Below are 20882 nucleotides of genomic sequence, written 5' to 3'. Positions count from 1 at the left end.
CAGTTACGGACAAATCAAGCTTTAATTCAAACTATCGGGTAACCCTGCTGAATTCCACCACTGCAGCCCCCTCCTCTACTTCACACTTCGAAACCAGCGACTCATAGAACGGCTTCCAGTTACGCCGCCATGTTCTTTCATTGAGATCGGGAATAAGTGCCGCAATTGCCCTATACGCTACCGAGGAAGGCATGCGGCTGAATCCCTTCCCGTTGCACCGTTCGCAATCTTTAATTACCGGTGCGCCGCTGCTTTTGGTTGCCTCACGATCTAGCGCCTTTCCCGTCCCCTTGCAGTTGCGGCAGCGCTTGGCGATTACCCCCTTCCCGTTGCAGTGCTGGCAGTATTCCCGCACCAGTTCCTTTTCGATGCGCGGGGCGATCTTCTTTTCACCATCTGCGCCAACGTATCCAGGGTATTTCACGACATCACGGTAAACCGACAGCAGGCCTTTGCCGTTGCAATGCTGACACTCACGGCCACCAGCAGCAGAATGTGAGTATTCCTCATAGGCCATCGTGGCCAGTATCACCATGCACCGCGCCATCTTTCGCCCCGCTACCTTGCCTACGTGCTTTGGTGCTTTCTGTTTGGCGTATTGCGTCAGCGCATGAATGGCTTGCTCCCGATCGCCGTCACTGATACCGGTTTTACCCAAGAACGCCGCCATGCCGAAACGGGCCTTTGATTGCACAACGCCAAGCGCCGCCATGACATCGGTACCCGTAAGCCGATCGGCGCTTGTGCCGTTTGGTGTATCAGTGATAGTCAACCCTTGGGGGCTGAAATGCTTTAAAGATGCTTCGAGCTTCATCAGCCGCACTCCCCGACCAGGTTGAGAAGGATGGAATTAGTGAAATCACCACGATCCATAAACCGGTCTTCTTCCAGAATCCACTTGCACACCTCAACCGCTTCCTGCCTTGTCGCTGGCTTAATTTTCGAAAGCAGGGTTTCCAGGTAATCTTCACGATCTGTAATGTGGCTCCGTTCACCACCTGCATACTCATAGCCCAGCTCTTTTTCAGCGCTATTTCGCATGGTGTAAAGCCAATTCCAATATTGGAATTCACGAACAACATCAGAAAGCGTTGCTGGTTCGGGGAGCTGTTTTGCAAAGCCTTGAGAAATCGCCTTTTGCTGCTCATGAATTTCATTACAACGTTCACCCCACACGAATTGTTCTGCTATTTCTTTTTCCGTCCACCCCCAGCATGCAGCGTAAACGTCGCCAAGCTCTCCAGTAAGCATCAGGTTTTCAGGGGGCATGTTATCCAGCGCTGATTCATAACTGCCAAATGTTGCCCGTACCTGGCTGGCCTTTTCAATATTCCGCTTTGCGCCATTGATATACCCTTGCGGGTTATCCATCGACATTGTGCCAAAGGCGATCTGGAATGGTTGGGCGCCCGATTTCATCAGGTAAGCGCTGTAGCGTTCCTGCGCCTGCTTCGGGGTGATCTTTAGCTTTTTCAACGCATCTTCCGCCGCCTGCAGGTGTGCCGGCTCATTCAGTTGAATAACCTCCAACACCCATAAATACGCATCCGTCTGCTTATGGCCGGTAATAACGCGCTGTGGCGGGAGTGGTTTGGTTGTCGCCAGTGCGGTGCTGTATTTTGCTGTAGGGATCGTGAATAACGTTTTATGCTCTGGATTGTCTTTGCGCATTATGCGGCCACCTTTTTGTAATAAACCAACTCGCGAACCTGATCACCATTCATCAGGAGATCGTTAAAATCACCAGCGTCACACCATCGAACGCTTACAGATATCAAATCGTTTTTTGCTAATAGGTTGGCATGAGCACACTCAAAGGCCGCTGCCTGGCCGGTTGCTGAATGGAGATCCATATCAGCAAAAATAATCAGGTGTTTTACGCCAGCCGGTACCCTGAATTTTTTCATGAATGTGCTGTTGATAGTCGCCCAGGTGTTCACGCCGTATACCTGATAGCAGGAAAGCGCGGTTTCAATGCCCTCTGCGATGCCCAGAGTTGAGGCTACGGGGAACATGCGTATCGCTACTGAACGGGCGTGATCCAGGTAGTTTTGTTCCTGCAGTGATTTGAGGCGTTTGGCGCTTTCGCCTATATCGGCTTTTCTTTCACCATCCAGTAGCGTCTGGTGCAGGTAACACAGTTCCCCCTTATCATCGGTGGCCAGTGAATACAGCGCCTGATAAACCCGCCCGGCGTGCCGTTGGCGGTCATTAAAACGGATGGCCTCAGCAGGCAATCGGCTAATACCGCGCTGGCGTAAATAGCTGGCCGCTGTCGTACCACGCAACCCCACCAGCTTGGAAAACTTGCTGATCACGCGCTGCCGCTGTTTTGCCGCCGAGCTGTTGACGGGTAAACTCATGTGTCGATAGTTGTTGCCAAGGAGTTGATCTACCTCGGTACATAACTCAGCAAACGATTTGCCTTGAGTGAGGTTAAGCAGCTTCATCCCGTCGCCGCTGTCACAAATGCAAATCCATGATCCCGTTCCTTGGTGATCATCAATGCGGAATTTCCCGCGGGCACCGCATAAAGGGCATTCACCTTTAAAGTGATTTTTTCCGGTGATAGGCGGCAGCCCAAAATGTTCAAAAATTTCAGCCCACCGGCCCTTTGCCGCTTCGGATGTCTTCATACTGCCTTCCTCAGACTTTTGCGCATTTCTTCAAGATGTTTTTTGGCGTTAATCACTTTCATAGTGGTGTTGGCGCTTCCGGCATGAGATTGTTGAACTGCCGCCGCAGCCTTCTCACGCCCTTTCGCAAAGGCGATCCGTTTGTGTTTTATGTAGCTGTTGACCTCAGGGGTGATCTCCATCGGAAAATCACTCAGGTTATTCGGCCACTCGCCGAACTTGTCGTGAAAGGTGTGAGAGCACCAACCGTCACTGACGGGTTTCCCCATCGAGGCACGCTGACGCTGATAAAACTTGATCTGGCTCCACCAGGCTTGTTTCTCGGAATCGGTGGGAACGCGCTTTCCTTTGCCAAGCCTTTTCAGTCCACGCTGGGTATCTGTTTCCACGTCTTGCCCGGCGAGGGGTTTAAATCCACACTTCGGGCAGACATACACACCAGCGGGTTTCATGAAGTGGCACTCGCTGCACTCTTTGGGTAATTTCTCCTGGCGCTCTTCGGCTGCACGGGCGGCAGCCTCCTTCATGCCGTCACTTTTGGATGGCAGAGCGTCATATTCGATGGCGTCAGGAAAACCCAAGCGGTGCACGGTACCTGAGTGGTCGAAGATGAGGCATGACTCTTTACCCGGAGCTGTGCGCAATCCCCTTCCCAAAGCCTGTAACCAGCGGATCTCGCTTTTGGTAGGACGGGCATAGATCACGCACCGAACATCACTGTCGAAGCCAGCTACCAGCACACCGACGCTGACAATGATTTTCGTTGCGCCCGTTTCAAAGCGATGAATGATAAGTTGACGTTCTTCATGGGGCGTTTCGGCCACCATCACTTCGGCATTGATTCCGGCCTTGTTGAACTGAAGCGTAACGAAGTTGGCGTGAGCAACGTTCACGCAGAATGCCACCGTGGGCAGATCCCTACCGTTCTGCAGCCAGTTATCAACAATGTCACCAACAAGATCGGAGCCGCACATAATCTCGGCCAATTGCGCTTCGTTGTAGTCTCGTCCGTACTCATCGGATTTAGTCGTTTTTACCCCTTTGAGATCAGGCTTGGACGGGGCATAAAACTCGTAATTACTCAGGTCGCCGCGCTGGATCAGTTCGCTGATGGTGGTTGGCTTTACCAGCCGCTGATAGTAACGCCCTAAAAATGGCGAAAATGGCGTACCAGACAGGCCAATGACCTTCACACCCGCTTCACGCGTAAGGCGCTCAATCTCAATCAGGATTTGCTTTCTGCGCAGGTGGGCCTCATCAATGATCAGCAGGTCGATGTTGTCTGGAAAATCACGGCGGATCAGCGTGTCGGCACTGGCGATCTGAATTTTTAGCGCTGGATCGTGGCTTGGATGGTCGCGCCAGATGAAGCTGATTTCATCCTCTGGTAGCCCGTATTCAACAAAGCGGCGGGAAGTCTGGTTAACCAGCACAGTGAACGGGGCAACGAAAAGCACACGCATACCACGGCTAACGAAGCCGGCTGTGATAAATGCTGCCAGCCCGGTCTTACCGCTTCCTGTGGGTGCATAGACCATGAAAGAGTTAAAGGACTTCCAATCACGGCGCAGCATGTTCAATGCGCGTTCCTGTGCGAAGTTAGGTGTAATACTCAGCATTGTGATGCCTCCTGTGAATTCAGAGGCAGGCGTTTGAAGTAGAATCCTTTGTGTGTTTTGGCTCTCCCATTAATTACTGAGTAAACTGCGCCATGATCAAAACCTGATTCAATTAGCGCTTTTTTCCCGCAAAAAATTCTACGCACACCAGTGAATGTATTCGTGGACTCGATCAGTCCTTTGAACTGCTTATTATTGGCACCTTGAGATTTATTCAACCCGGTACGAACTGCGTGCTGAATATTTTGTTGGTGTGTAACCCACTCAAGATTTGAGGCGCAATTATTCAGCTTGTTACCGTCTTTGTGGTTAACCTGTGGTAAGTGATTAGGATTAGCGATGAATGCGAGTGCAATAAGGCGATGCGCAAGAAATTTACATTTCTCTTCATCATTAGAAAAACTCACCTCCAGATAACCATAACGATCTTGCCGTCCTGCCAATATCTTGGATTTCAGAAAGCGCCGCTGCTGCCCACGAGCATATCTTGCCAAACTCCTGACCCGACCAAAGCTGCTGACCTGATAATCACTTTCAAATCCAACTATGGTAACCGGACGCCATTCTTCACCAGTGGAGTTAACAACTGTTTCTGTATTTGCTTTCATCGAATACCTCACCAATTAACTTTTCCAAGGAAAACCTTAGGTGGATCTGTGTATCACACTGCTAGTACGTCGCATTTTTAAGGGCTAACCCCCTAGATCGAGATCTACCTAACCTATGGAGTTGTCTGTTGGAAAAGTCCTGTTCCAGTGCTTCGCACTAAAACCCAACTCCCCCCTTACCCCCCTCATTTTTTGAGTTGAGCATCTACACACCCAGACATTTAGCCATCTAGAAATCTAAAAGTCTTTACGTGTAGATCTGGTGACCTACCAACACCCAGCACCTTCAAGCCGGAATGCAACCAAGCGCCTTTAAGCTTGGTTATCCTCAGGAACGATTAACTTTTCCTACCAGGGGTGGTTCGGCTGTGTACCCCTGTAATGCCTTGCCGTGGTTTTCTACAAACTTTCGCAGTCGGGTGTTGGCCTCATGCCTTGCCCTGTTCTCCTGCTTGAATGACACTGGTTCTTCATCCCAGGCAGCCTGATAAACATCCGCATACAGCGCCACGATTTTGTGCCTGGCTGATACCGTAAATTTCTGCAGTTGCTCCTGAATCCACGCTGCATCAGCCTGGCAATACACCCGAGGCATGATGGTTGTGAGATAGTCAGGCTGATTCACAGCAGATCACCTTTACGCTGCTTTCTGGCTGTCTTGCGCTCGACCTTACCGGTCTGCCCCTGCGCCCATACTCTGGCCCTGTACAGGCAATCATCAAACGCTGCGCCTTTCCTGCTTGCCTGTGACATGCGTCGGTAGTGGTCAAGGCCATGGTCAGCCCCCCCCCCTAGCAACACTTTCAGGAAAGCCCTCTGACGCCAGCGTCGCGGTGATGTGCTTGTGAATGAATTCGGCTGGAGTCATGGCTATTCCTTGATTTCCGTGAAATCAGTCAGCCTTACCGTTTCAGGTAATCCATCAAAAACGCCGGGATAGAGATCTGGGCGGATTTGATGAGGTGTCACCTTCCAGCCAACAGCCTCACTTAGCAGAAGAACCTTTCCATTAGGGACTTTGCGGTTTAACCACAGACTTACCGTTTGCTGCTTGCACCCTAAAGATCTAGCGAGATTGCTTTGGCTTGAAATCTTCATGATGAGATACTTAACATCTCTGCTCATGCTCCTCCCCCTCGTTGTATCTACAATTTTATTACAATAATATATTGTATTGGGATTTTCAATGGATGGGATACAATTAAGAAATGAAAAATACACACGAAGCAGTTTTCTCATTACGCCTTAACGAAGCGCTTGCAGAGCTTGGGTTGAGCCAATCCGAGTTAGCTCGGCGCATAGCTGTTACCCCTCAAGCAGTCCAGCGGTGGTGCAATGGAGACAGTACGCCGAGAGCAAAAGCCCTGTCAGCCCTTGCTGAAGCAACAGGAAAGCCAGAGCATTGGTTTTATCTTCCATACGAATCTGAGGCGCCTGCCTTAGCAACTCATTCGTCTACCGGACAATTTTCAGGTGAAAGAACCACATCATTCTTACTGCCGGATGAAGAGGAGTTATTAAGTATTTACAGGGACTTACCTGGCCCTGAGAGGAAAAACATGCTTGCAGTATTTGGAGCTAGACGGGATGAGATAAACAAATTTCTCGCGGAAATATCAAAAAAATAAGCAATAAAATCATTAAATTAAAAATCCAGAGCATCATCTCTGGATTTTTTTTCACTTTAACATTGCAATCTACAATATTTGATTGTAGATTTAATTGTAAACCAGCATTCAATGACAGAACAAACAAGATGACTGTGCCATTAGAGGTACAACCATCAAGCATTCATTATGGGGATAAATAAGAATATTTTTTAGATATGGGTTGAAAAACAATATAAGAATTAGTTGAGGTAAAAATGATGCCTAACCAGTTATCCAGAGTTACAGAGCGTTGCGTTTATTTATGCAATCGGGTTGTAACCTTAAATAAGGCAGCTATTAAAGCGGAAAGCGATGAAGAAGAGGCGACTCTTCAGGTGATTTCACATGAAGTTTCTAATGAGCTATTAGTCGTGATTAATGAATTAAATAAAATAGTGACATCTCGAAGAATTTAACTGCATAAATTAATAAGGTGGCTCTGGAGCCGCGCCAACGAAACCAGAGCCTAATCAACGTCAATGCCTGCGAGGGTACTAACATGATCGAGCAAAAGCATAACACAAAGATTTATTTGTTTGCAGCGGTTTTACGCAGTGACCCAAACGCACTTCCGGTAAAGTGTCGCATCACAGCCACCAGCGAGAAGGAAGCTCGCCGTCAGTTAGTGCGTGACTATGTATTAGTATGCGCTGGGTGTGTTCCGGTGAATGACCGTGAGGTGAGCCATGCTTGATATTTACCATGCTATTAGCAATCACAATTTTGAAAAGGTATCTAATGAAGCGTTAGAGGAATATGAATATTTATATTCAGATGCAAGCACCTCGGCAATTTCTGCGATGTGTGTTATTGGAAATCTTTTATCAGCAACAGAAGAAGATGAAGAATATACAGACCAAGACGCTAAGCGTGATCTGCATCTTATTGGTTCCGTATTAAGGCATCTTCCACGAATGTCACAGGCGCTAGAGCAGAATAGCCGCAATGTTACCTTTGAGCTAAAAAAGCGCAAAGAGGCAGGTGCGTTATGAATAACTCCACCGGAAACTCATTCCAGGCGGTAATGCCAAAGGTAACTATAGAAATACCGACACCACTTGACTTCACAGGCAGGATAATAGTCAACCTAGAAAATGGAAAGCTCAAATGCTGGCATCAACCTCGGCCAGATGAATTCACCGGCACTCTTGAAGTATTCATGGAATTAGCAAAGCAAGCCGGTTGGAGTATAACGCCACACAAGGAGAATGATGATGAATCCTGGAAAAATTGATTATGCCCGCATGGGTGAGGATTACATGGCGGATGCTGGTGGCATTGAAGATGCAATGCGCAAAATTGATATGCCGGTTTACGTTATATACCGCCACGGTATTTATAAACGTTTTTTAAGTCGTAGCGCCGCCATCGACAATTTGGCACGCATTATGGCGACAGAGGTATATAAGCGCTTAGGCTTGCAAATAAGATTTGATGATGCTTATGACACAAAAAATGAAGTCTGGGTTCGTGGTGGGTTAACGTTTAAATACTTATCTTGCCGTGACCGCGCCAAGCGCCGTATTCTCCGCTTACTTGCAAAACGTCGAGAAATCGAAAACTGGAAAAAAGAATATGATTTATGGGCTAGTAAGCACGATGAATTAATGAAACGCCGGCCGTATTAATTAAACAACTCAGAAATAAATTTAATAACAGCCATCAGGCTGACGGATTCGCTCGGCCTAAATTCAGGAAAAGGTAATTAGCTATGTCAGAGAGAATTAACCTAATCGAAAGAAATAGACGCCGGATTATCACCGCCTATTTAGGTTTCTGCCAAGGCCATTATGGCGGTGGGTGGGCTGATATCGTTCTGCCGAAAAACAATGTGGTGCGTGTTTACGTAACGCAGGAAAGCCTTGAGCAATGCATGGTCAGCCTGATTGAGCATCCAGGCTATGAAGAATTTGGCCGACAAGCTGGAAACACCCACATAACCACCCTTTATCACGGAATGCTGACTTGCAAGCACAAATTAACCGCCCTCGGCACCACGGTCATGGAAGAAATGATGAAAGCCGCTGTATCGGATGCATTGGAAAACCCAGGGAAATCGACCCTGCAGGTGGTGCACTGATGAGTAATGAAATCACCCTGGAACAAGCTGCTAAAAAAGCGACGCAAGCAGAAACGGTGCTGACGCTGCTCGAATCCTATCCACACCAACTTGATGATTCAGAAGTTTCGGCAGTAGCAACATTATTGCGTTCACTCATCGGCGTTTCCTGCTGCTGGATGAATGAAGAGCAATCACGACGGAGAAATCAATCATGCAACTAGTTGACGTTTATTGCCGGGTCGAACAAGCGCAAGCAGTTATCAGCCTCTGGCTGGAAGCGGGAACCTCTAGCGATGAGGAGATGAAACTAGTTGGTGCGCTCAGTTCCCTCCTTGATGAGGTGCCTGAATCAATCAGAGATTACATCAATAGCAAGACGGTGGAGGAGACGAAATGAACTTAAGCCCCTACATGCTCAACGCGATCCAAGCGGCCAAATTCGAGAAGGCCGGACAGTTAGACCTTGCGGCCACGTTCTGGTGCCAGGCCAGCGCAGTCGCCGTAAAGCTCGTTAATCGTGAATGGGCCGACCGCAGAGCTGACCGCTGTGATAAGCGCCTCACATTATCTACACGCTATGAGGCATGGCGTCAGAAGGCTGCAGCCGAAAAAGAAGCGAAGAAGGTGGCCGAGGCACTCGGCAACCACATCAACAAGACCACCAGCGGGGAGCGGTGATATGGCAAAGGTCTACAACAGCAAGACGCCCAAGAGCCCGAGTAGCGCATTCCAGCAGTTGCACGTCAAGGCTGGAGCTTTGGCAGAACGCAGCCTTTATCGTCGGGCGGCCGAAGTGTGGCGTGGAGGGCACACCTCAGCAGGACTCACGGAGCAAGAGCGTGATCTGTGTGTTCATAACGCCGATTTGTGTGCAGGGCAGGCGAAATACACTGGCAAACCGGAGAGTTAACCATGCCAAAGAGACGCAACAGCAAAACGCGCCAAGGTTTGTGCGGTGTGACCTTGGCGCAGGGTCACCGGCTGACCAGGGAGCCGGTTCATGAATACGCCAACGTTCAGCAGTCGGTGGCGGAGTACCGCACCAATGACGGCAATGTGCAGATGCCGCTGAATCGCAGCATGCGCCGCTATGCCAAGCACATTGGCATAAAGTTAAACCCGGTGGAGCCAAAGCAATGAAAATCGATTATCAGGATCATGGCGTTACCGCCAGCCTCACGATCACCAGCACGGTGTTTGAATTCCGTAAGCATAACCGGGTGGTCGATACCGCCCTGTTTCTGACCAGCGTTACGGCGGCGCACTCCGGTTTCTTCCTCATGAAAACCGTAATCAGTGGCAAAACGCCGGTAGTGATGCGCGCTTACCGCGTTGTGCGGCAGGAGATGAAACGATGAATAAGCTGGAGGCAGGGTTATCTCGTGGAGGTGTCGGATGTCTCGCACAATAAAGCTCACTGATTGGGCAAAGGAAGAGTTTGACGAGCCGGTGCCCAGTTACCCCACACTGATTAAGTTCGCTAAAAATGGCATGATATCGCCCCAGCCAGTCAAGGCTGGCAGGTGCTGGCGAGTAGATAGAACGGCGCGATTTGTCGGTATGTCTGCCCGTCCAGTGGTTAAAAAAGATGATGATCCACGCTTGAGAAGGATACTTGAAGATGGCGCGGCCACGTAAGTATAACGTCACCATCCCCGGCCTATCGTGCTACACCGACGCCAGAACCAAGAAGGTTTACTGGCGTTACAAGCACCCCGTAACAGGGAAGTTTCATGGTCTGGGTACCGATGAAGAGGCAGCGAGAACGATCGCCGCAGAGGCCAATTCTAGGCTGTCCGAACAGAAGATGAACCAATTACTTTTGGCTCGAGACAAGATCAGTCGAAGCTTGGGCGAAAGTATTTCGGTCAGCGGTTGGCTTGATCGTTACTGGAAAATTCAGGAAGAACGCCTGCAGCTTGGCGAAATCAAACCTTCAACCGTGAACCAGAAAAAGAACCCGGTAAAGGTGATGCGTTCAGAAATTGGTAACAAGCAGCTCGCCGAAGTTAGCGTGCGTGATATCGCTGACATTCTTGAACCATACAAGGAACGCGGGCAGGCTATCATGGCTCAGGTTGTACGCAGGGTGATTATCGATGTGTACAAGGAAGCGCAACACGCTGGGGAGGTTCCTCCAGGTTACAACCCTGCTCAGGCAACAAAGAACCCTAAGGCCAAGGTTCAACGTCAGCGTCTAGATCTGGATGAATGGCAATCCATTCTCGAAACAGCGGCATCATTCCAACCTTATCTGCGTAGGTCTATGCTGCTGGCCATTGTTACCGGTCAACGTCTTTCGGATATCGCCAACATGAAATTCGCTGACGTTTGGGACGATCATTTGCATGTAGAGCAGGAGAAAACAGGGGCACGCCTGGCTATCCCATTAAGCTTGCGGTGCAATGCAATAAACGTGAGCCTACGTGAAGTCATAGCGGAATGCCGGGATCGGATTGTAAGCCCGTACTTACTTCACCACCACCATTCTATATCGACCGCAAAGAGGGGCGGCCAAATTGGCTATCAGAGCATTACGACAGCATTTAGCAAGGCAAGAGATCGGTCAGGCTTGAAATGGAGTAAGGGAACCCCGCCAACATTCCACGAACAGCGGTCACTCTCCGAACGCCTGTACCGCGATCAGGGTATCGATACGATGTCTTTACTGGGACATAAAAACCAGCAAATGACCGATAAATACAATGATGATAGGGGTAAAAATTGGACAGTTATCGCGGTGTGATAACGGTTACTTTTCGTACCGTTTTGCAGAAGAGTTTTGCAGGGGTTTTGCAGAAGAGTTTGTGTGAGTGGCGGAAACAGCGGTTTTCAGTCATATCACTGAAAGAAAACCGCCTTTAAATTTAATTAGTTATAAACAATCTCACCCTTAGGTTCAAACGCCGCCGCATCCAGCGGTGAATGCTTCTCGATATACTGCTTCAGCACTTCTGCATCGATAAAGCCGGTATTCACATAGCTCGGCAGGGTAGAGATCTTCGGATAACCATCACCGCCCAACGCATTGAAACTCAGCGTTGCCAAGCGATAGGTTTTATCCGCCTGCAGCGGTTCACCCTTGATCTTAACCGCGCTGACGCCTTTGCCATCCGCCACCAGGCTGACGTTAGCAAATTGTGCATAAGCCCCGGAATCCACCTTCATATTTGCCACCACCGCCAGATATTGCTCTATTTCACTGCCTTTCATATCGGCATACACCAGCGTATTACCAAACGGCTGTACTTTGAGCACGTTTTTATAGGTGATATCGCCCGCCTCAATAGAATCGCGCACGCCGCCACCGCTCATCACGGCGAAATCGGCGTTAGCCCTTTCGATCTGAGCCGCCAGCAGCACACGGGCCAAGTTGGTCTGCACAAAGCGCACCTTGCTGCGATCCCCTTCCAGTTTGCCGTTCACGCTGCCGATCTTCACCGCCAGCTGCGCCTGGCCCTTCTCCTGGAACGGCGTCAACAGCTTCATCATGCCCGGGTCTTCGGCAATCGCCTGGGTGTAATAAACGCGTTCGCTGCTGCCGTCGGCCTTCTCGACTTTCTTCTTCAGGTTGACCGGGATCAGTTGGTAATGCATCAGCTTCAGCTCACCATTGCGGAACTGGAAATCGGCCCTGCCCACGTATTTGCCCCACTCATGCGCCTGCACGATCCAGGTGCCGTTCTGGCGATCTGGCGCGCACGGCGTTCCCGGCTCGTAATCCACCTGCTTGTGGTTCTCACTGGCCATACAGACCGGATCCTGCGAATGGCCGCCAACGATCATGTCGAGGTAACCCGCAGGCAGGCTGCGCGCCATCTCCACATCCCCCGGGGCGTTAGAGCCATGATTGCCGTCATCGTAGTGGCCCATATGGGTAGCGGCGATAATCACGTCGGGCTTTTCGTCTTTGCGTAGCTGCTCAACTACCTGCCTGGCTTCCTGCGCTGGCACGCGGAATTCGATGTCGGTGAAATACTCCGGGTTACCGATCTTGGCGGTGTCGTCGGTGGTCAGGCCGATCACCGCAATTTTAACCCCTTGTTTGTCGAACAAGGCGTAAGGCTTGAATAAACGCTGTTGGGTGCTTTTCTGATAAATATTGGCCGACAGCAGCGGGAAAGAGGCCCACTTTTCCTGCTGACGCAGCACGCTGAGCGGGTTGTCAAACTCGTGGTTGCCGATCGCCATGGCGTCATAGCCAATCAGTGTCATGCCACGGAAATCAGGCTCGGCATCCTGCAAATCAGACTCCGGCACGCCGGTATTGATATCGCCACCGGACAGCAGCAGCACGCTGCCGCCTTTGGCCGCCACTTCCTGACGGATGCTATCCACCAGCGTTTTCTGTGCACCTAAACCATACTCACCGTGATCGTTTTGCCAGAAATGACCGTGATGATCGTTGGTGTGCAGGACAGTGATATCGTAGGTTTTATCCTTTTCCCAGGCACTGGCCGCTCCTGAAAGCAAAGTCAGGGACACGGCCAACGCACATGCGGTGGTTTTTAGCGAAAAACGCATGGCGGATCTCCATTGCTGATAACGGTTATTGTCGATGTGTGTGGAAGTGTAACGCGAATTGACAACAACCCATTTCAAATTTTTGTGACATGAGTTGGATTATGCCGGATAGGACAAAGACTGTTCAGTGGTGGGATCTCGCCGCTGCGGCATAACATCGCCGCAACAACATTGTCGCATGAAAGGTGAACGGTATAAGATGGCGATTCTGTCATCCACTTACCAGGCTAATAATTATATGACTGACCGTAGCGAAGCCGCCCTGCCACCCGCCAGAGGCAATGCGGTTAAGGGCACCGTCTTTTCGATCCTTGGTGCCATCAGCGTTTCTCACCTGCTCAACGATATGATCCAATCGCTGATCCTGGCGATTTACCCTATCCTGCGCGCCGATTTCAACCTCAGCTTTGTGCAAATCGGCATGATCACCCTCACCTATCAGCTCACGGCATCGCTGCTGCAACCGCTGATTGGTTACTACACTGACAAGCACCCGCAGCCCTATTCGCTGCCCGTCGGCATGGGGTTCACCTTGTCTGGCTTACTGCTGCTTTCGGTTGCCAACACCTTCCCATTAGTGCTGCTGGCGGCAGCGCTGGTGGGCACCGGCTCTTCGTTTTTCCACCCGGAATCCTCGCGAGTGGCGCGGATGGCCTCCGGCGGGCGACACGGCCTGGCGCAATCGCTGTTCCAGGTGGGCGGCAACTTTGGCAGCTCACTCGGCCCGCTGCTGGCAGCTCTGGTGATCGCGCCTTACGGTAAAGGCAATGTGGCCTGGTTCTCGCTCGCTGCACTGCTGGCGATTGTGGTCTTGCTCCAGGTCAGCAAATGGTATCAGCAACAACACCGGGTAGCACAAAGCAAGCCCAAAGCCCCGGCACCGGGGTTACCGCTGCCAAAACGTACCGTAGTGTTCTCGCTCGGTATTCTGCTGATCCTGATTTTCTCCAAATACTTCTATCTCACCAGCATCAGCAGCTATTACACCTTTTATCTGATGCAAAAGTTCGGCGTTTCGATACAGAATGCCCAGCTTCATCTGTTTGCTTTCCTGTTTGCCGTCGCAGCAGGAACCCTGATAGGCGGGCCTTTGGGGGATAAGTTCGGGCGCAAGTATGTGATTTGGGGCTCGATCCTCGGTGTCGCACCCTTTACGCTGGTTTTACCCTATGCATCTCTCTATTGGACCGGGATTTTAACGGTGATCATCGGGCTTATTCTGGCCTCGGCGTTTTCCGCCATTCTGGTATACGCACAGGACCTTATTCCGGGCAAAGTGGGCATGGTTTCCGGCTTATTCTTCGGTTTTGCTTTCGGTATGGGCGGTTTAGGTGCGGCAGTTCTTGGTTATGTGGCCGACTTGACCAGTATCGAGCTGGTTTATCAAATCTGTGCTTTCCTACCGTTAATCGGGATCATCACCGCTTTACTGCCAAATGTGAATCATCAAGCGCATTAACCCTGGTATTATAACGGATGAAAATCATTTTTCATCCGTTATAACCCTGCAGTAAAACCGCATTACTTACCTTATCTGGCATCAAATAAGCCATTTGGTACAAAAAATGTGAAATTCCCTGCCTTTTTGCATAAATGGCAAAATTAACCCAACACGGCTCAAGCAAATGCAATAAACTCTCTGTCTGTTTTATCGAATAACTGTAATGCGCAACTAGAAGGAGTCTGGATGCATAATTCAACACCCCTGATCACCACGATTGTCGGAGGATTAGTCCTCGCCTTCCTCTTTGGCATGCTGGCAAACCGCCTGCGTATCTCCCCTCTGGTGGGGTATCTGGCTGCAGGCGTGCTTGCCGGCCCGTTTACCCCCGGTTTTGTTGCCGATACCTCTCTGGCACCTGAACTGGCAGAAATCGGTGTGATTCTTCTGATGTTCGGTGTTGGCCTCCATTTCTCTCTTAAAGATCTTCTCGCAGTAAAGTCTATCGCCATTCCCGGTGCCATCGCGCAGATTGCCGTCGCCACCTTATTGGGCATGGGGCTCTCGAAGTTAATGGGTTGGGACCTGGTCTCCGGCCTGGTATTCGGCCTGTGTTTGTCCACCGCCAGTACCGTGGTGTTGCTGCGGGCGTTGGAAGAGCGGCAACTGATTGACAGCCAGCGCGGGCAAATCGCCATCGGTTGGCTGATCGTCGAAGATTTGGCCATGGTGCTGACGCTGGTGCTGCTGCCCGCTTTCGCCAATATGATCGGCAGCGACAATACCAGCACCACCCATCTGCTGACCGAACTGGCGATCACCATCGGTAAAGTGATCGCCTTTATCGCACTGATGATCGTGGTTGGCCGCCGTCTGGTGCCGTGGATCCTGGCCAAAACCGCCAGTACCGGCTCGCGTGAGCTGTTTACGCTGGCGGTGCTGGCGCTGGCATTGGGGATTGCTTACGGTGCCGTCGGCCTGTTTGATGTCTCATTTGCGCTGGGGGCCTTCTTTGCAGGCATGGTGCTGAACGAATCGGAACTGAGCCACCGGGCAGCGCACGATACGCTGCCACTGCGCGATGCCTTTGCGGTGCTGTTCTTTGTCTCCGTCGGGATGCTGTTTGATCCGATGATTCTGCTGCACGAACCGTTGGCGGTGCTGGCCACGCTGGCGATTATCGTGTTTGGCAAATCACTGGCGGCATTCCTGCTGGTAAAAATGTTCGGCCACTCCAAGCGTACCGCGCTGACGATTTCCGCCAGCCTGGCGCAGATCGGTGAATTTGCCTTTATTCTCGCCGGGCTGGGGATCACCCTCGGCATGCTGGATCAGCACAGCCGTAATCTGGTGCTGGCCGGGGCGATTCTGTCGATTATGCTCAATCCGCTGCTGTTTACCTTGCTGGAACGCTATCTGGCGAAAACCGAAACCATGGAAGATCAAACCCTGGAAGAGGCGGTAGAAGAAGAGAAACAGATCCCGGTGGATATGTGTAACCATGCGCTGATCGTCGGTTCTGGTAACGTTGGCAGCCTGCTGGGCACCAAACTCGCCAGGGCCGGTATTCCGCTGGTGGTGGTTGAAAACTCACGCCCACGGGTTGAGGCGCTGCGTGAACAGGGCGTTAAAGTGGTGCTGGGCAATGCGGCCAATGCAGAAGTCATGGATCTGGCGCGCCTTGAGTGTGCACGCTGGCTGCTGCTGACCATTCCAAACAGTTACGAAGCCGGTGAGATCGTGGCCTCTGCGCGCGCCAAACGGCCGGATCTCGAGATCATTGTCCGCGCCCACTATGATGAGGAAATCCCATACCTCTCTGAGCAGGGTGCCGATCAGGTAGTGATGGGCGAGCGCGAAATTGCCAACAGCATGCTGAATGGCATCAGGCTGGAAACGCTGTCGGAAGAAGAAAAAATGGGCGCGTGCCCGATCTAACCCTGCCACTGCCCATGTCGCATCTGTAGATACTCCCCTGCAAAGTGCAGGGGATAAGTTGTCTTACGCGCAAGCCGCACTCAAACGCGAACTATTTACTGATAGGTAAAGTTCACCAAAACGATACTGGCGACATTGCCAGCCTGAGTGTTGCCAAGTGGTGTATAAAGCCGCGCAGCGAGCGGAAAGGTGGCATTCCGAGCACCGTCTACATCCACGGTCATCATACTGTTGTTGGAAAGCACGGCGCTGCGATCGCTGTCTTTCGCTATTTGTACCGCAACATTGGCAGCGGCTGAGGCGAGCGGTTCGGTGTTGGCAAACAGTTCGGCGTTATGGCTGTCTGGCGTTCCGCTAAAGGTGACGGTGCTTTTATTGGTTCCAGGTGGGCAATTGGTCAGCTTTAAGGAGAAGCTGCGCCAATCGCCAGCAGTTCCAGGCGCCTGGAGTTTGGTGCGCCCGAAGACGCCCAGATCAACAGTTTGGCCATTAATCAACCCGCTCTCAACGGTACAGGCTGCTGCGACAACCTTGCCGCTAACGGTGATGGTGGTATCGGCGGCTTGAACGCTTGATGTAACCGTTACCAACATCAGGAAAGCCAGCAGACTTTTATTTTTAAATACGGTCATCTTTTATCCTTAATTAACATTATCGAGTCCGCTTCGGGTTAAATATCAAGGGCTGTGTTCAGCAATACGGCTGATTCAATTGTAAACAATAGAGGCATAAGCCATCGCACTAACGGCGCCTGCGGGCACACCCGGTGTTAAGGCGTAATACCGTGCTGTCAGCGGGACATTAAGAGAGCCGTTAACTGACCCTATATTGACGTAACTGTCCGTGGCCGTGGGCACCGGCGTACCATCCTTAAGGATTTGTATGCCAACATTGGCAGCATTAGCGCTATGGGTGTTTTTAAAAACGCCCTTGCTGCTGTCGGCCATATCCCCGCGGAAGGAAAGAGAAAGGCTGGTGGCCGCAGTGCAACGCAGCGGAATAGTAAAAGAGGTCGCCCCCGACGTACTGCCCGCCGTGTTGAGTGCAGACTGATTGGTATCTGGCAGTGGCACAGTGATAGAAGAACTGGTCACTGTGCAGGCCGGCGTTGTCGGCTTCACCGTCATGGCGGACGACAGGTAGTAAATAACATAGTCACCAGCAACGTTAGCGTTAGACACATACAGTGACCCAAGCTTTCCTGGCCCGAAAGTTCCGCCCTCAGAGGAAATCGGCCCGGTTTTGATAAATTCAATCGTCAGATTTCCTGCCACAAAGTTACCTGTGCCACCATACTGAGCGTCATGTGGCGCCGTCGGCCAGTAAGTCTTTAGTACGGCGGGCCAAAGGGCAACGTCTGCTTTTGCCCGATAACCGATACCCGAAATTGTGGTGGGATAGATGTTTCCATTGGGCGTTCCTACCCCGATGACACGGCCAGTCCCATATATGGTGCACGATGCCGGGGTGGCTGGCCACGATACCCCGGTGGTGCCTATCACGCTGCCAACCGAGACGGATGGGCTGATATTCAGTGACGATGGCGGCATAATATTCACTCTCGCCTGCATGGGAGAGGTACACGTCGGAATAGCTGCCGCAGGTGGTATCTGACAGAGAGATGCGAGGGTAACCAACGCCCACATGAGGCCCCAATGCTTTTTACTTATCGGCAATGGGTTTTTACCCCACGGTTTATTGATTATCATCTTGAGTACTCCATAACTTCCGCTAGCCATATCTTATTTACATATCCCATTGATATTCATCACACCTTTGCTATTGCCAGGTATGCTATAGGTTGCCGTACACTGCTCATCAGCCCCATTGCCCCACTTGGCGCTCAAGCGACCGCTCTGAGCCAGGCCGGTGAGATACACTTGCCCGCTATCACCAACAATTGCGCCCTGGGTTTCTTTGGCCTGCGCATCCGTTACCGTGGCCCCGAAGGGGACCGGTTGCCCGTTCGCTTTGGTCAGCACCATCAGGACGCGGTTCCCGATGCTGGCCTGATAGCGGGCTTTGACCACCGCACCACGGGTTGGAATAACCGTCTGGGTAGCCAAGTTAAGCTCGGTGTCATCGCCCAGCGTTTCCGTGTTGAGAGTAATGTCGTTTTTGCGGTAAGGGCTGGCATAAGGCACCACCGTATAGCCGCGGAAATCGGTTTTGACGCCGGTCTGCCCACTGACGCTAACCCCACTGGCTCCAGGAGCGGCCACCAGAATCAGCGTTTCGCCCAGTGACTGGGAAAGGGTGATCCCATCTTCATGCGCCACGATCCCCCCCTGCAGACCATAGTTAAGCCGTTGACCAAAACCGTCATAGCTGTAACCGCCATTGATTTCGCCGTAAGTCGCGCGCCAGTCGGCATTGAAGCTGCCGCTGTTGCCTTGCCCTTTGGTACCGTAACCTTGCTGAACGCTCCAGTTCAGGTTGCTGTTTTCCAACGCAGAACCGCCGATACTGACGCCGTGGTTGGTATTGCCGTTTTTACTGCTGTTCATGACATAGTTGGCATAGGTTGGGTGGCCAAACAGCGTATTGATCGGAATACTCAGGTTAAATGAAAACAGTTGATCTTCGTTGTAAACCCGTCCGCCGCTGCCATTGCCGTACATAGCGGCAGCCGTGGAGTTACGGTTGTAGGTGTAACTCAGCCCATAGCTGATACCGTTAAAGGAGTTGCTGTAACTTGCGCCGTAAGACGCCATACGGCGGTCACTGTTCCAGTAGTCTTCGCTGACGGCAGTCAATGCCACACTTCCTGCCTCCTTCCACAGAGCCTGTGTCATGGTCAGTTCGGCCCGTTTGCGACGGCGTTCCTGCTGGGAGCCACTGCGATCGTCGCGGTAGGTTTCCAGCACTTCCTGCATATTCCAGTAGCCATCGGTGGCGTAACGGTAACCTGCGATAGCAAAGTTGGTGCCGGTAGCGACAAAGTTCTTGCTATAACGCAAGCGCCAGGACTGGCCCTCTTCCCGCGCCAGGTCTTTCTGACGAGACCAAGCCTGGGTGACGTCAACAGAAAGAGCGCCAAAGCTCCCCAGATTCTTGCCCACGCCAAGCGCCAGCGATTGATAGTTACTGGAGAACTGCCCACCGCCGTAGCCGGTATAGCCGTTGGACAGCCCGTACACGATCGTCCCCTGCGCCAGCGGATTTTTTTCCACGCTGCTGTCATAGGCACGATATACCCCGGAGGTCAGGGTATATTTCAACTGACCTTCACGCTGCAGCACGGGTAAAGAGGCATAGGGAACAACCAACTGTTGTTCGCTGCCATCCGACTCCTTAATGGTGACATTCAGGTCACCGGAACCACCGGTGGGATACATATCAGTAATTTCAAAACTGCCCGGAGATACATGGGTCTGATAAATCACGTAACCGTTCTGACGGACAGTGACCTGGGCATCGGTACGCGCGATCCCACGCACTACCGGGGCATAGCCGTGCAGGCTTTCAGGCAACATCTCGTCATCGGTGGCCATCTGTGCGCCCCGAAAGGGGATGCTGTCAAAGACATGAGATGCACTGGTACTGTCACCGAGCGTCAACTGGCTTTTGAGCGTTTTGATATCACGCTGGGCATAGGTGTAAATGGTGTTCCACTGGCTACTCGCCGGCACCCCGTCACTGCTGCTACGTGACCAGGTCGTGTAATTACGCAAACGCCACGGACCGACATTCAACCCAGGACGCAGATTGGCATACTGGCTATTGCTGTCACGGCCTTGGCCGGCCTTGGCCTGATTGTTGGCACCGCTGAAGCTGTAATTGAGCAGCGCGGCAGAAATACCATCATCCCACTGCTTAGGATCTACCCAGCCTCGCGCAGCGCTGCTGACCGCAGACTGTGGGAAACTCATCAGCAGTTGCAGATTCTCCAAACGAAAATCGGCATTAGCCTGGGGGATCGCCGCAATGTTTGCACAGTGGCTGTTGGCGTCGCCTAACAGCGGGTACTTTTGAGTCAACACGCCCCAAGCCGCCAGATCGTCAACCGATAGGCAGGGCAAAAGGGTCTGCTTGCCCGTAGCATCTTCCATCATCCGGAACTCAACGTCGCGCGTGTCCATTTTTTCGTTATTGAGGTAGACATCAACGCGGTAAGTTCCAGGTATCAACCCTCCCTCTTCGCTAAAAGCAGACAGATCGACAGGAGCCTGCCCCGGAGTGCCCAGCTCCAGCGATGCGGGATTAAAATAGTCGCGGGCGTTCGCATCCATGACCATGCCTACCGGCAGAGCAAGCTGGGCGGCAACAAAGCAGGCCAGCTTACCCAGGCGCAACTTTGCGCAGCGGTATATGTTCTTGTCCATCCTTTCGTGCTCCATAATCTGCGGAAAAACAGGATGACTGGCCATTTTCCCGAGTTCCTGATGTTGCAAAGTCATACGTA

General features: G+C 51.6%; 29 protein-coding genes. 18 read left to right on the top strand and 11 right to left on the bottom strand.

Annotated features, from left to right (window positions below; translation table 11 throughout):
- Nucleotides 1–31: 31 nt before the first annotated feature.
- The 7 genes from WG891_RS12050 to WG891_RS12020 all read right to left on the bottom strand — a co-directional run bounded on the left by WG891_RS12050 (nucleotide 32) and on the right by WG891_RS12020 (nucleotide 5988).
- A complete protein-coding gene (locus WG891_RS12050) occupies nucleotides 32–814 on the bottom strand; it encodes an antitermination protein Q (RefSeq protein ID WP_337262939.1) in 783 nt (260 codons plus the stop codon).
- Entirely contained in the window at nucleotides 814–1671 is an 858-nt protein-coding gene (locus WG891_RS12045; RefSeq protein ID WP_337262938.1) for a helix-turn-helix domain-containing protein, read from the bottom strand. The genes WG891_RS12050 and WG891_RS12045 overlap by 1 nt, the downstream gene beginning before the upstream one ends.
- Nucleotides 1671–2636, bottom strand: coding sequence for a DUF7146 domain-containing protein (locus WG891_RS12040; protein WP_156293341.1), 966 nt, complete (start codon nucleotides 2634–2636; stop codon nucleotides 1671–1673). Before WG891_RS12040 ends, WG891_RS12045 begins: the two co-directional genes overlap by 1 nt.
- Nucleotides 2633–4255 carry a DEAD/DEAH box helicase gene (locus WG891_RS12035; RefSeq protein WP_337262937.1) on the bottom strand — a complete coding sequence of 541 codons (1623 nt, stop codon included), beginning with the start codon at nucleotides 4253–4255 and terminating at the stop codon, nucleotides 2633–2635. Before WG891_RS12035 ends, WG891_RS12040 begins: the two co-directional genes overlap by 4 nt.
- A complete protein-coding gene (locus WG891_RS12030; protein ID WP_337262936.1) occupies nucleotides 4249–4863 on the bottom strand; it encodes an NUMOD4 domain-containing protein in 615 nt (204 codons plus the stop codon). Before WG891_RS12030 ends, WG891_RS12035 begins: the two co-directional genes overlap by 7 nt.
- A gap of 328 nt (nucleotides 4864–5191) precedes the next feature.
- Nucleotides 5192–5458: a hypothetical protein gene (locus WG891_RS12025; protein WP_337262970.1), complete on the bottom strand. Its 267-nt coding sequence runs from the start codon at nucleotides 5456–5458 to the stop codon at nucleotides 5192–5194.
- Nucleotides 5459–5733: 275 nt separating this feature from the next.
- Nucleotides 5734–5988, bottom strand: coding sequence for a transcriptional regulator (locus WG891_RS12020; protein ID WP_337262935.1), 255 nt, complete (start codon nucleotides 5986–5988; stop codon nucleotides 5734–5736).
- 83 nt (nucleotides 5989–6071) lie between these two features.
- Here WG891_RS12020 and WG891_RS12015 point away from each other — a divergent pair, with 83 nt between their 5' ends.
- The 15 genes from WG891_RS12015 to WG891_RS11945 all read left to right on the top strand — a co-directional run bounded on the left by WG891_RS12015 (nucleotide 6072) and on the right by WG891_RS11945 (nucleotide 11320).
- Nucleotides 6072–6491, top strand: a complete 420-nt coding sequence (locus tag WG891_RS12015; protein WP_337262934.1) for a helix-turn-helix domain-containing protein — start codon at nucleotides 6072–6074, stop codon at nucleotides 6489–6491.
- Nucleotides 6492–6727: 236 nt separating this feature from the next.
- A complete protein-coding gene (locus WG891_RS12010; RefSeq protein WP_337265207.1) occupies nucleotides 6728–6928 on the top strand; it encodes a hypothetical protein in 201 nt (66 codons plus the stop codon).
- Between the two features lie 83 nt (nucleotides 6929–7011).
- Nucleotides 7012–7206 carry a host cell division inhibitor Icd-like protein gene (locus WG891_RS12005; RefSeq protein ID WP_337262932.1) on the top strand — a complete coding sequence of 65 codons (195 nt, stop codon included), beginning with the start codon at nucleotides 7012–7014 and terminating at the stop codon, nucleotides 7204–7206.
- The gene (locus WG891_RS12000) at nucleotides 7199–7504 is read left to right on the top strand and encodes a hypothetical protein (RefSeq protein ID WP_337262931.1); all 306 of its coding nucleotides are present in this window, start codon (nucleotides 7199–7201) and stop codon (nucleotides 7502–7504) included. Before WG891_RS12005 ends, WG891_RS12000 begins: the two co-directional genes overlap by 8 nt.
- Nucleotides 7501–7746 carry a hypothetical protein gene (locus WG891_RS11995; protein WP_337262930.1) on the top strand — a complete coding sequence of 82 codons (246 nt, stop codon included), beginning with the start codon at nucleotides 7501–7503 and terminating at the stop codon, nucleotides 7744–7746. The genes WG891_RS12000 and WG891_RS11995 overlap by 4 nt, the downstream gene beginning before the upstream one ends.
- On the top strand, nucleotides 7721–8140 hold the full coding sequence (locus WG891_RS11990; protein ID WP_337265208.1) for a hypothetical protein: 420 nt from the start codon (nucleotides 7721–7723) through the stop codon (nucleotides 8138–8140). Before WG891_RS11995 ends, WG891_RS11990 begins: the two co-directional genes overlap by 26 nt.
- A gap of 83 nt (nucleotides 8141–8223) precedes the next feature.
- Nucleotides 8224–8592: a hypothetical protein gene (locus WG891_RS11985; protein ID WP_337262928.1), complete on the top strand. Its 369-nt coding sequence runs from the start codon at nucleotides 8224–8226 to the stop codon at nucleotides 8590–8592.
- Complete coding sequence (locus tag WG891_RS11980; RefSeq protein ID WP_337262927.1) at nucleotides 8592–8795, top strand: hypothetical protein; 204 nt, start codon at nucleotides 8592–8594, stop codon at nucleotides 8793–8795. The genes WG891_RS11985 and WG891_RS11980 overlap by 1 nt, the downstream gene beginning before the upstream one ends.
- Nucleotides 8786–8971 (top strand): hypothetical protein, encoded by a 186-nt coding sequence (locus tag WG891_RS11975; RefSeq protein WP_337262926.1) that lies wholly within the window; start codon nucleotides 8786–8788, stop codon nucleotides 8969–8971. Before WG891_RS11980 ends, WG891_RS11975 begins: the two co-directional genes overlap by 10 nt.
- The gene (locus tag WG891_RS11970) at nucleotides 8968–9252 is read left to right on the top strand and encodes an ANR family transcriptional regulator (protein WP_337262925.1); all 285 of its coding nucleotides are present in this window, start codon (nucleotides 8968–8970) and stop codon (nucleotides 9250–9252) included. Before WG891_RS11975 ends, WG891_RS11970 begins: the two co-directional genes overlap by 4 nt.
- A gap of 1 nt (nucleotide 9253) precedes the next feature.
- Entirely contained in the window at nucleotides 9254–9484 is a 231-nt protein-coding gene (locus WG891_RS11965) for a hypothetical protein (RefSeq protein ID WP_337262924.1), read from the top strand.
- Nucleotides 9485–9486: 2 nt separating this feature from the next.
- Nucleotides 9487–9714 carry a hypothetical protein gene (locus WG891_RS11960; protein WP_037396616.1) on the top strand — a complete coding sequence of 76 codons (228 nt, stop codon included), beginning with the start codon at nucleotides 9487–9489 and terminating at the stop codon, nucleotides 9712–9714.
- Nucleotides 9711–9932, top strand: coding sequence for a hypothetical protein (locus WG891_RS11955; protein ID WP_337262923.1), 222 nt, complete (start codon nucleotides 9711–9713; stop codon nucleotides 9930–9932). The genes WG891_RS11960 and WG891_RS11955 overlap by 4 nt, the downstream gene beginning before the upstream one ends.
- Nucleotides 9933–9969: 37 nt before the next feature.
- Complete coding sequence (locus WG891_RS11950) at nucleotides 9970–10212, top strand: excisionase (RefSeq protein WP_337262922.1); 243 nt, start codon at nucleotides 9970–9972, stop codon at nucleotides 10210–10212.
- The gene (locus tag WG891_RS11945; protein WP_337262921.1) at nucleotides 10196–11320 is read left to right on the top strand and encodes a site-specific integrase; all 1125 of its coding nucleotides are present in this window, start codon (nucleotides 10196–10198) and stop codon (nucleotides 11318–11320) included. The genes WG891_RS11950 and WG891_RS11945 overlap by 17 nt, the downstream gene beginning before the upstream one ends.
- Before the next feature lie 125 nt (nucleotides 11321–11445).
- On the opposite strand, the gene ushA is transcribed toward WG891_RS11945, so the two are convergent.
- Nucleotides 11446–13098 carry a bifunctional UDP-sugar hydrolase/5'-nucleotidase UshA gene (gene ushA, locus WG891_RS11940; RefSeq protein WP_337262920.1) on the bottom strand — a complete coding sequence of 551 codons (1653 nt, stop codon included), beginning with the start codon at nucleotides 13096–13098 and terminating at the stop codon, nucleotides 11446–11448.
- Between the two features lie 238 nt (nucleotides 13099–13336).
- On the opposite strand from ushA, the gene WG891_RS11935 reads away from it, so the two are divergent.
- On the top strand, nucleotides 13337–14557 hold the full coding sequence (locus WG891_RS11935; protein ID WP_337262919.1) for an MFS transporter: 1221 nt from the start codon (nucleotides 13337–13339) through the stop codon (nucleotides 14555–14557).
- A gap of 228 nt (nucleotides 14558–14785) precedes the next feature.
- Complete coding sequence (ybaL, locus tag WG891_RS11930; RefSeq protein WP_337262918.1) at nucleotides 14786–16477, top strand: YbaL family putative K(+) efflux transporter; 1692 nt, start codon at nucleotides 14786–14788, stop codon at nucleotides 16475–16477.
- Between the two features lie 95 nt (nucleotides 16478–16572).
- Here ybaL and WG891_RS11925 read toward each other — a convergent pair whose 3' ends face one another.
- Together WG891_RS11925 and WG891_RS11920 are read right to left on the bottom strand one after the other, a co-directional pair.
- A complete protein-coding gene (locus WG891_RS11925) occupies nucleotides 16573–17109 on the bottom strand; it encodes a fimbrial protein (RefSeq protein ID WP_337262917.1) in 537 nt (178 codons plus the stop codon).
- 75 nt (nucleotides 17110–17184) lie between these two features.
- Complete coding sequence (locus WG891_RS11920) at nucleotides 17185–17751, bottom strand: fimbrial protein (protein WP_337262916.1); 567 nt, start codon at nucleotides 17749–17751, stop codon at nucleotides 17185–17187.
- Nucleotides 17752–17878: 127 nt separating this feature from the next.
- On the opposite strand from WG891_RS11920, the gene WG891_RS11915 reads away from it, so the two are divergent.
- Nucleotides 17879–18091, top strand: a complete 213-nt coding sequence (locus WG891_RS11915) for a hypothetical protein (protein WP_337262915.1) — start codon at nucleotides 17879–17881, stop codon at nucleotides 18089–18091.
- 128 nt (nucleotides 18092–18219) lie between these two features.
- Here the strand turns inward: WG891_RS11915 and WG891_RS11910 are convergent, their stop codons facing one another.
- Complete coding sequence (locus WG891_RS11910) at nucleotides 18220–20802, bottom strand: fimbria/pilus outer membrane usher protein (protein WP_337262914.1); 2583 nt, start codon at nucleotides 20800–20802, stop codon at nucleotides 18220–18222.
- Nucleotides 20803–20882: the final 80 nt, after the last annotated feature.

This window comes from Serratia sp. MMO-28, from assembly GCF_037199905.1.
Classification (GTDB): Bacteria; Pseudomonadota; Gammaproteobacteria; order Enterobacterales; family Enterobacteriaceae; genus Chania; species Chania oryzae.
This window is presented reverse-complemented; position numbering and strand designations above follow the sequence as displayed.

What these genes read in the sequence shown, in the direction of transcription:
- WG891_RS12050 (WP_337262939.1), bottom strand. Translation starts at nt 814, where the DNA reads ATGAAGCTCGAAGCATCTTTAAAGCATTTCAGCCCCCAAGGGTTGACT.
- WG891_RS12045 (WP_337262938.1), bottom strand. Translation starts at nt 1,671, where the DNA reads ATGCGCAAAGACAATCCAGAGCATAAAACGTTATTCACGATCCCTACA.
- WG891_RS12040 (WP_156293341.1), bottom strand. Translation starts at nt 2,636, where the DNA reads ATGAAGACATCCGAAGCGGCAAAGGGCCGGTGGGCTGAAATTTTTGAA.
- WG891_RS12035 (WP_337262937.1), bottom strand. Translation starts at nt 4,255, where the DNA reads ATGCTGAGTATTACACCTAACTTCGCACAGGAACGCGCATTGAACATG.
- WG891_RS12030 (WP_337262936.1), bottom strand. Translation starts at nt 4,863, where the DNA reads ATGAAAGCAAATACAGAAACAGTTGTTAACTCCACTGGTGAAGAATGG.
- WG891_RS12025 (WP_337262970.1), bottom strand. Translation starts at nt 5,458, where the DNA reads ATGCCTCGGGTGTATTGCCAGGCTGATGCAGCGTGGATTCAGGAGCAA.
- WG891_RS12020 (WP_337262935.1), bottom strand. Translation starts at nt 5,988, where the DNA reads ATGAGCAGAGATGTTAAGTATCTCATCATGAAGATTTCAAGCCAAAGC.
- WG891_RS12015 (WP_337262934.1), top strand. Translation starts at nt 6,072, where the DNA reads ATGAAAAATACACACGAAGCAGTTTTCTCATTACGCCTTAACGAAGCG.
- WG891_RS12010 (WP_337265207.1), top strand. Translation starts at nt 6,728, where the DNA reads ATGATGCCTAACCAGTTATCCAGAGTTACAGAGCGTTGCGTTTATTTA.
- WG891_RS12005 (WP_337262932.1), top strand. Translation starts at nt 7,012, where the DNA reads ATGATCGAGCAAAAGCATAACACAAAGATTTATTTGTTTGCAGCGGTT.
- WG891_RS12000 (WP_337262931.1), top strand. Translation starts at nt 7,199, where the DNA reads ATGCTTGATATTTACCATGCTATTAGCAATCACAATTTTGAAAAGGTA.
- WG891_RS11995 (WP_337262930.1), top strand. Translation starts at nt 7,501, where the DNA reads ATGAATAACTCCACCGGAAACTCATTCCAGGCGGTAATGCCAAAGGTA.
- WG891_RS11990 (WP_337265208.1), top strand. Translation starts at nt 7,721, where the DNA reads ATGATGATGAATCCTGGAAAAATTGATTATGCCCGCATGGGTGAGGAT.
- WG891_RS11985 (WP_337262928.1), top strand. Translation starts at nt 8,224, where the DNA reads ATGTCAGAGAGAATTAACCTAATCGAAAGAAATAGACGCCGGATTATC.
- WG891_RS11980 (WP_337262927.1), top strand. Translation starts at nt 8,592, where the DNA reads ATGAGTAATGAAATCACCCTGGAACAAGCTGCTAAAAAAGCGACGCAA.
- WG891_RS11975 (WP_337262926.1), top strand. Translation starts at nt 8,786, where the DNA reads ATGCAACTAGTTGACGTTTATTGCCGGGTCGAACAAGCGCAAGCAGTT.
- WG891_RS11970 (WP_337262925.1), top strand. Translation starts at nt 8,968, where the DNA reads ATGAACTTAAGCCCCTACATGCTCAACGCGATCCAAGCGGCCAAATTC.
- WG891_RS11965 (WP_337262924.1), top strand. Translation starts at nt 9,254, where the DNA reads ATGGCAAAGGTCTACAACAGCAAGACGCCCAAGAGCCCGAGTAGCGCA.
- WG891_RS11960 (WP_037396616.1), top strand. Translation starts at nt 9,487, where the DNA reads ATGCCAAAGAGACGCAACAGCAAAACGCGCCAAGGTTTGTGCGGTGTG.
- WG891_RS11955 (WP_337262923.1), top strand. Translation starts at nt 9,711, where the DNA reads ATGAAAATCGATTATCAGGATCATGGCGTTACCGCCAGCCTCACGATC.
- WG891_RS11950 (WP_337262922.1), top strand. Translation starts at nt 9,970, where the DNA reads ATGTCTCGCACAATAAAGCTCACTGATTGGGCAAAGGAAGAGTTTGAC.
- WG891_RS11945 (WP_337262921.1), top strand. Translation starts at nt 10,196, where the DNA reads ATGGCGCGGCCACGTAAGTATAACGTCACCATCCCCGGCCTATCGTGC.
- ushA (WP_337262920.1), bottom strand. Translation starts at nt 13,098, where the DNA reads ATGCGTTTTTCGCTAAAAACCACCGCATGTGCGTTGGCCGTGTCCCTG.
- WG891_RS11935 (WP_337262919.1), top strand. Translation starts at nt 13,337, where the DNA reads ATGACTGACCGTAGCGAAGCCGCCCTGCCACCCGCCAGAGGCAATGCG.
- ybaL (WP_337262918.1), top strand. Translation starts at nt 14,786, where the DNA reads ATGCATAATTCAACACCCCTGATCACCACGATTGTCGGAGGATTAGTC.
- WG891_RS11925 (WP_337262917.1), bottom strand. Translation starts at nt 17,109, where the DNA reads ATGACCGTATTTAAAAATAAAAGTCTGCTGGCTTTCCTGATGTTGGTA.
- WG891_RS11915 (WP_337262915.1), top strand. Translation starts at nt 17,879, where the DNA reads ATGTTTCCATTGGGCGTTCCTACCCCGATGACACGGCCAGTCCCATAT.
- WG891_RS11910 (WP_337262914.1), bottom strand. Translation starts at nt 20,802, where the DNA reads ATGGACAAGAACATATACCGCTGCGCAAAGTTGCGCCTGGGTAAGCTG.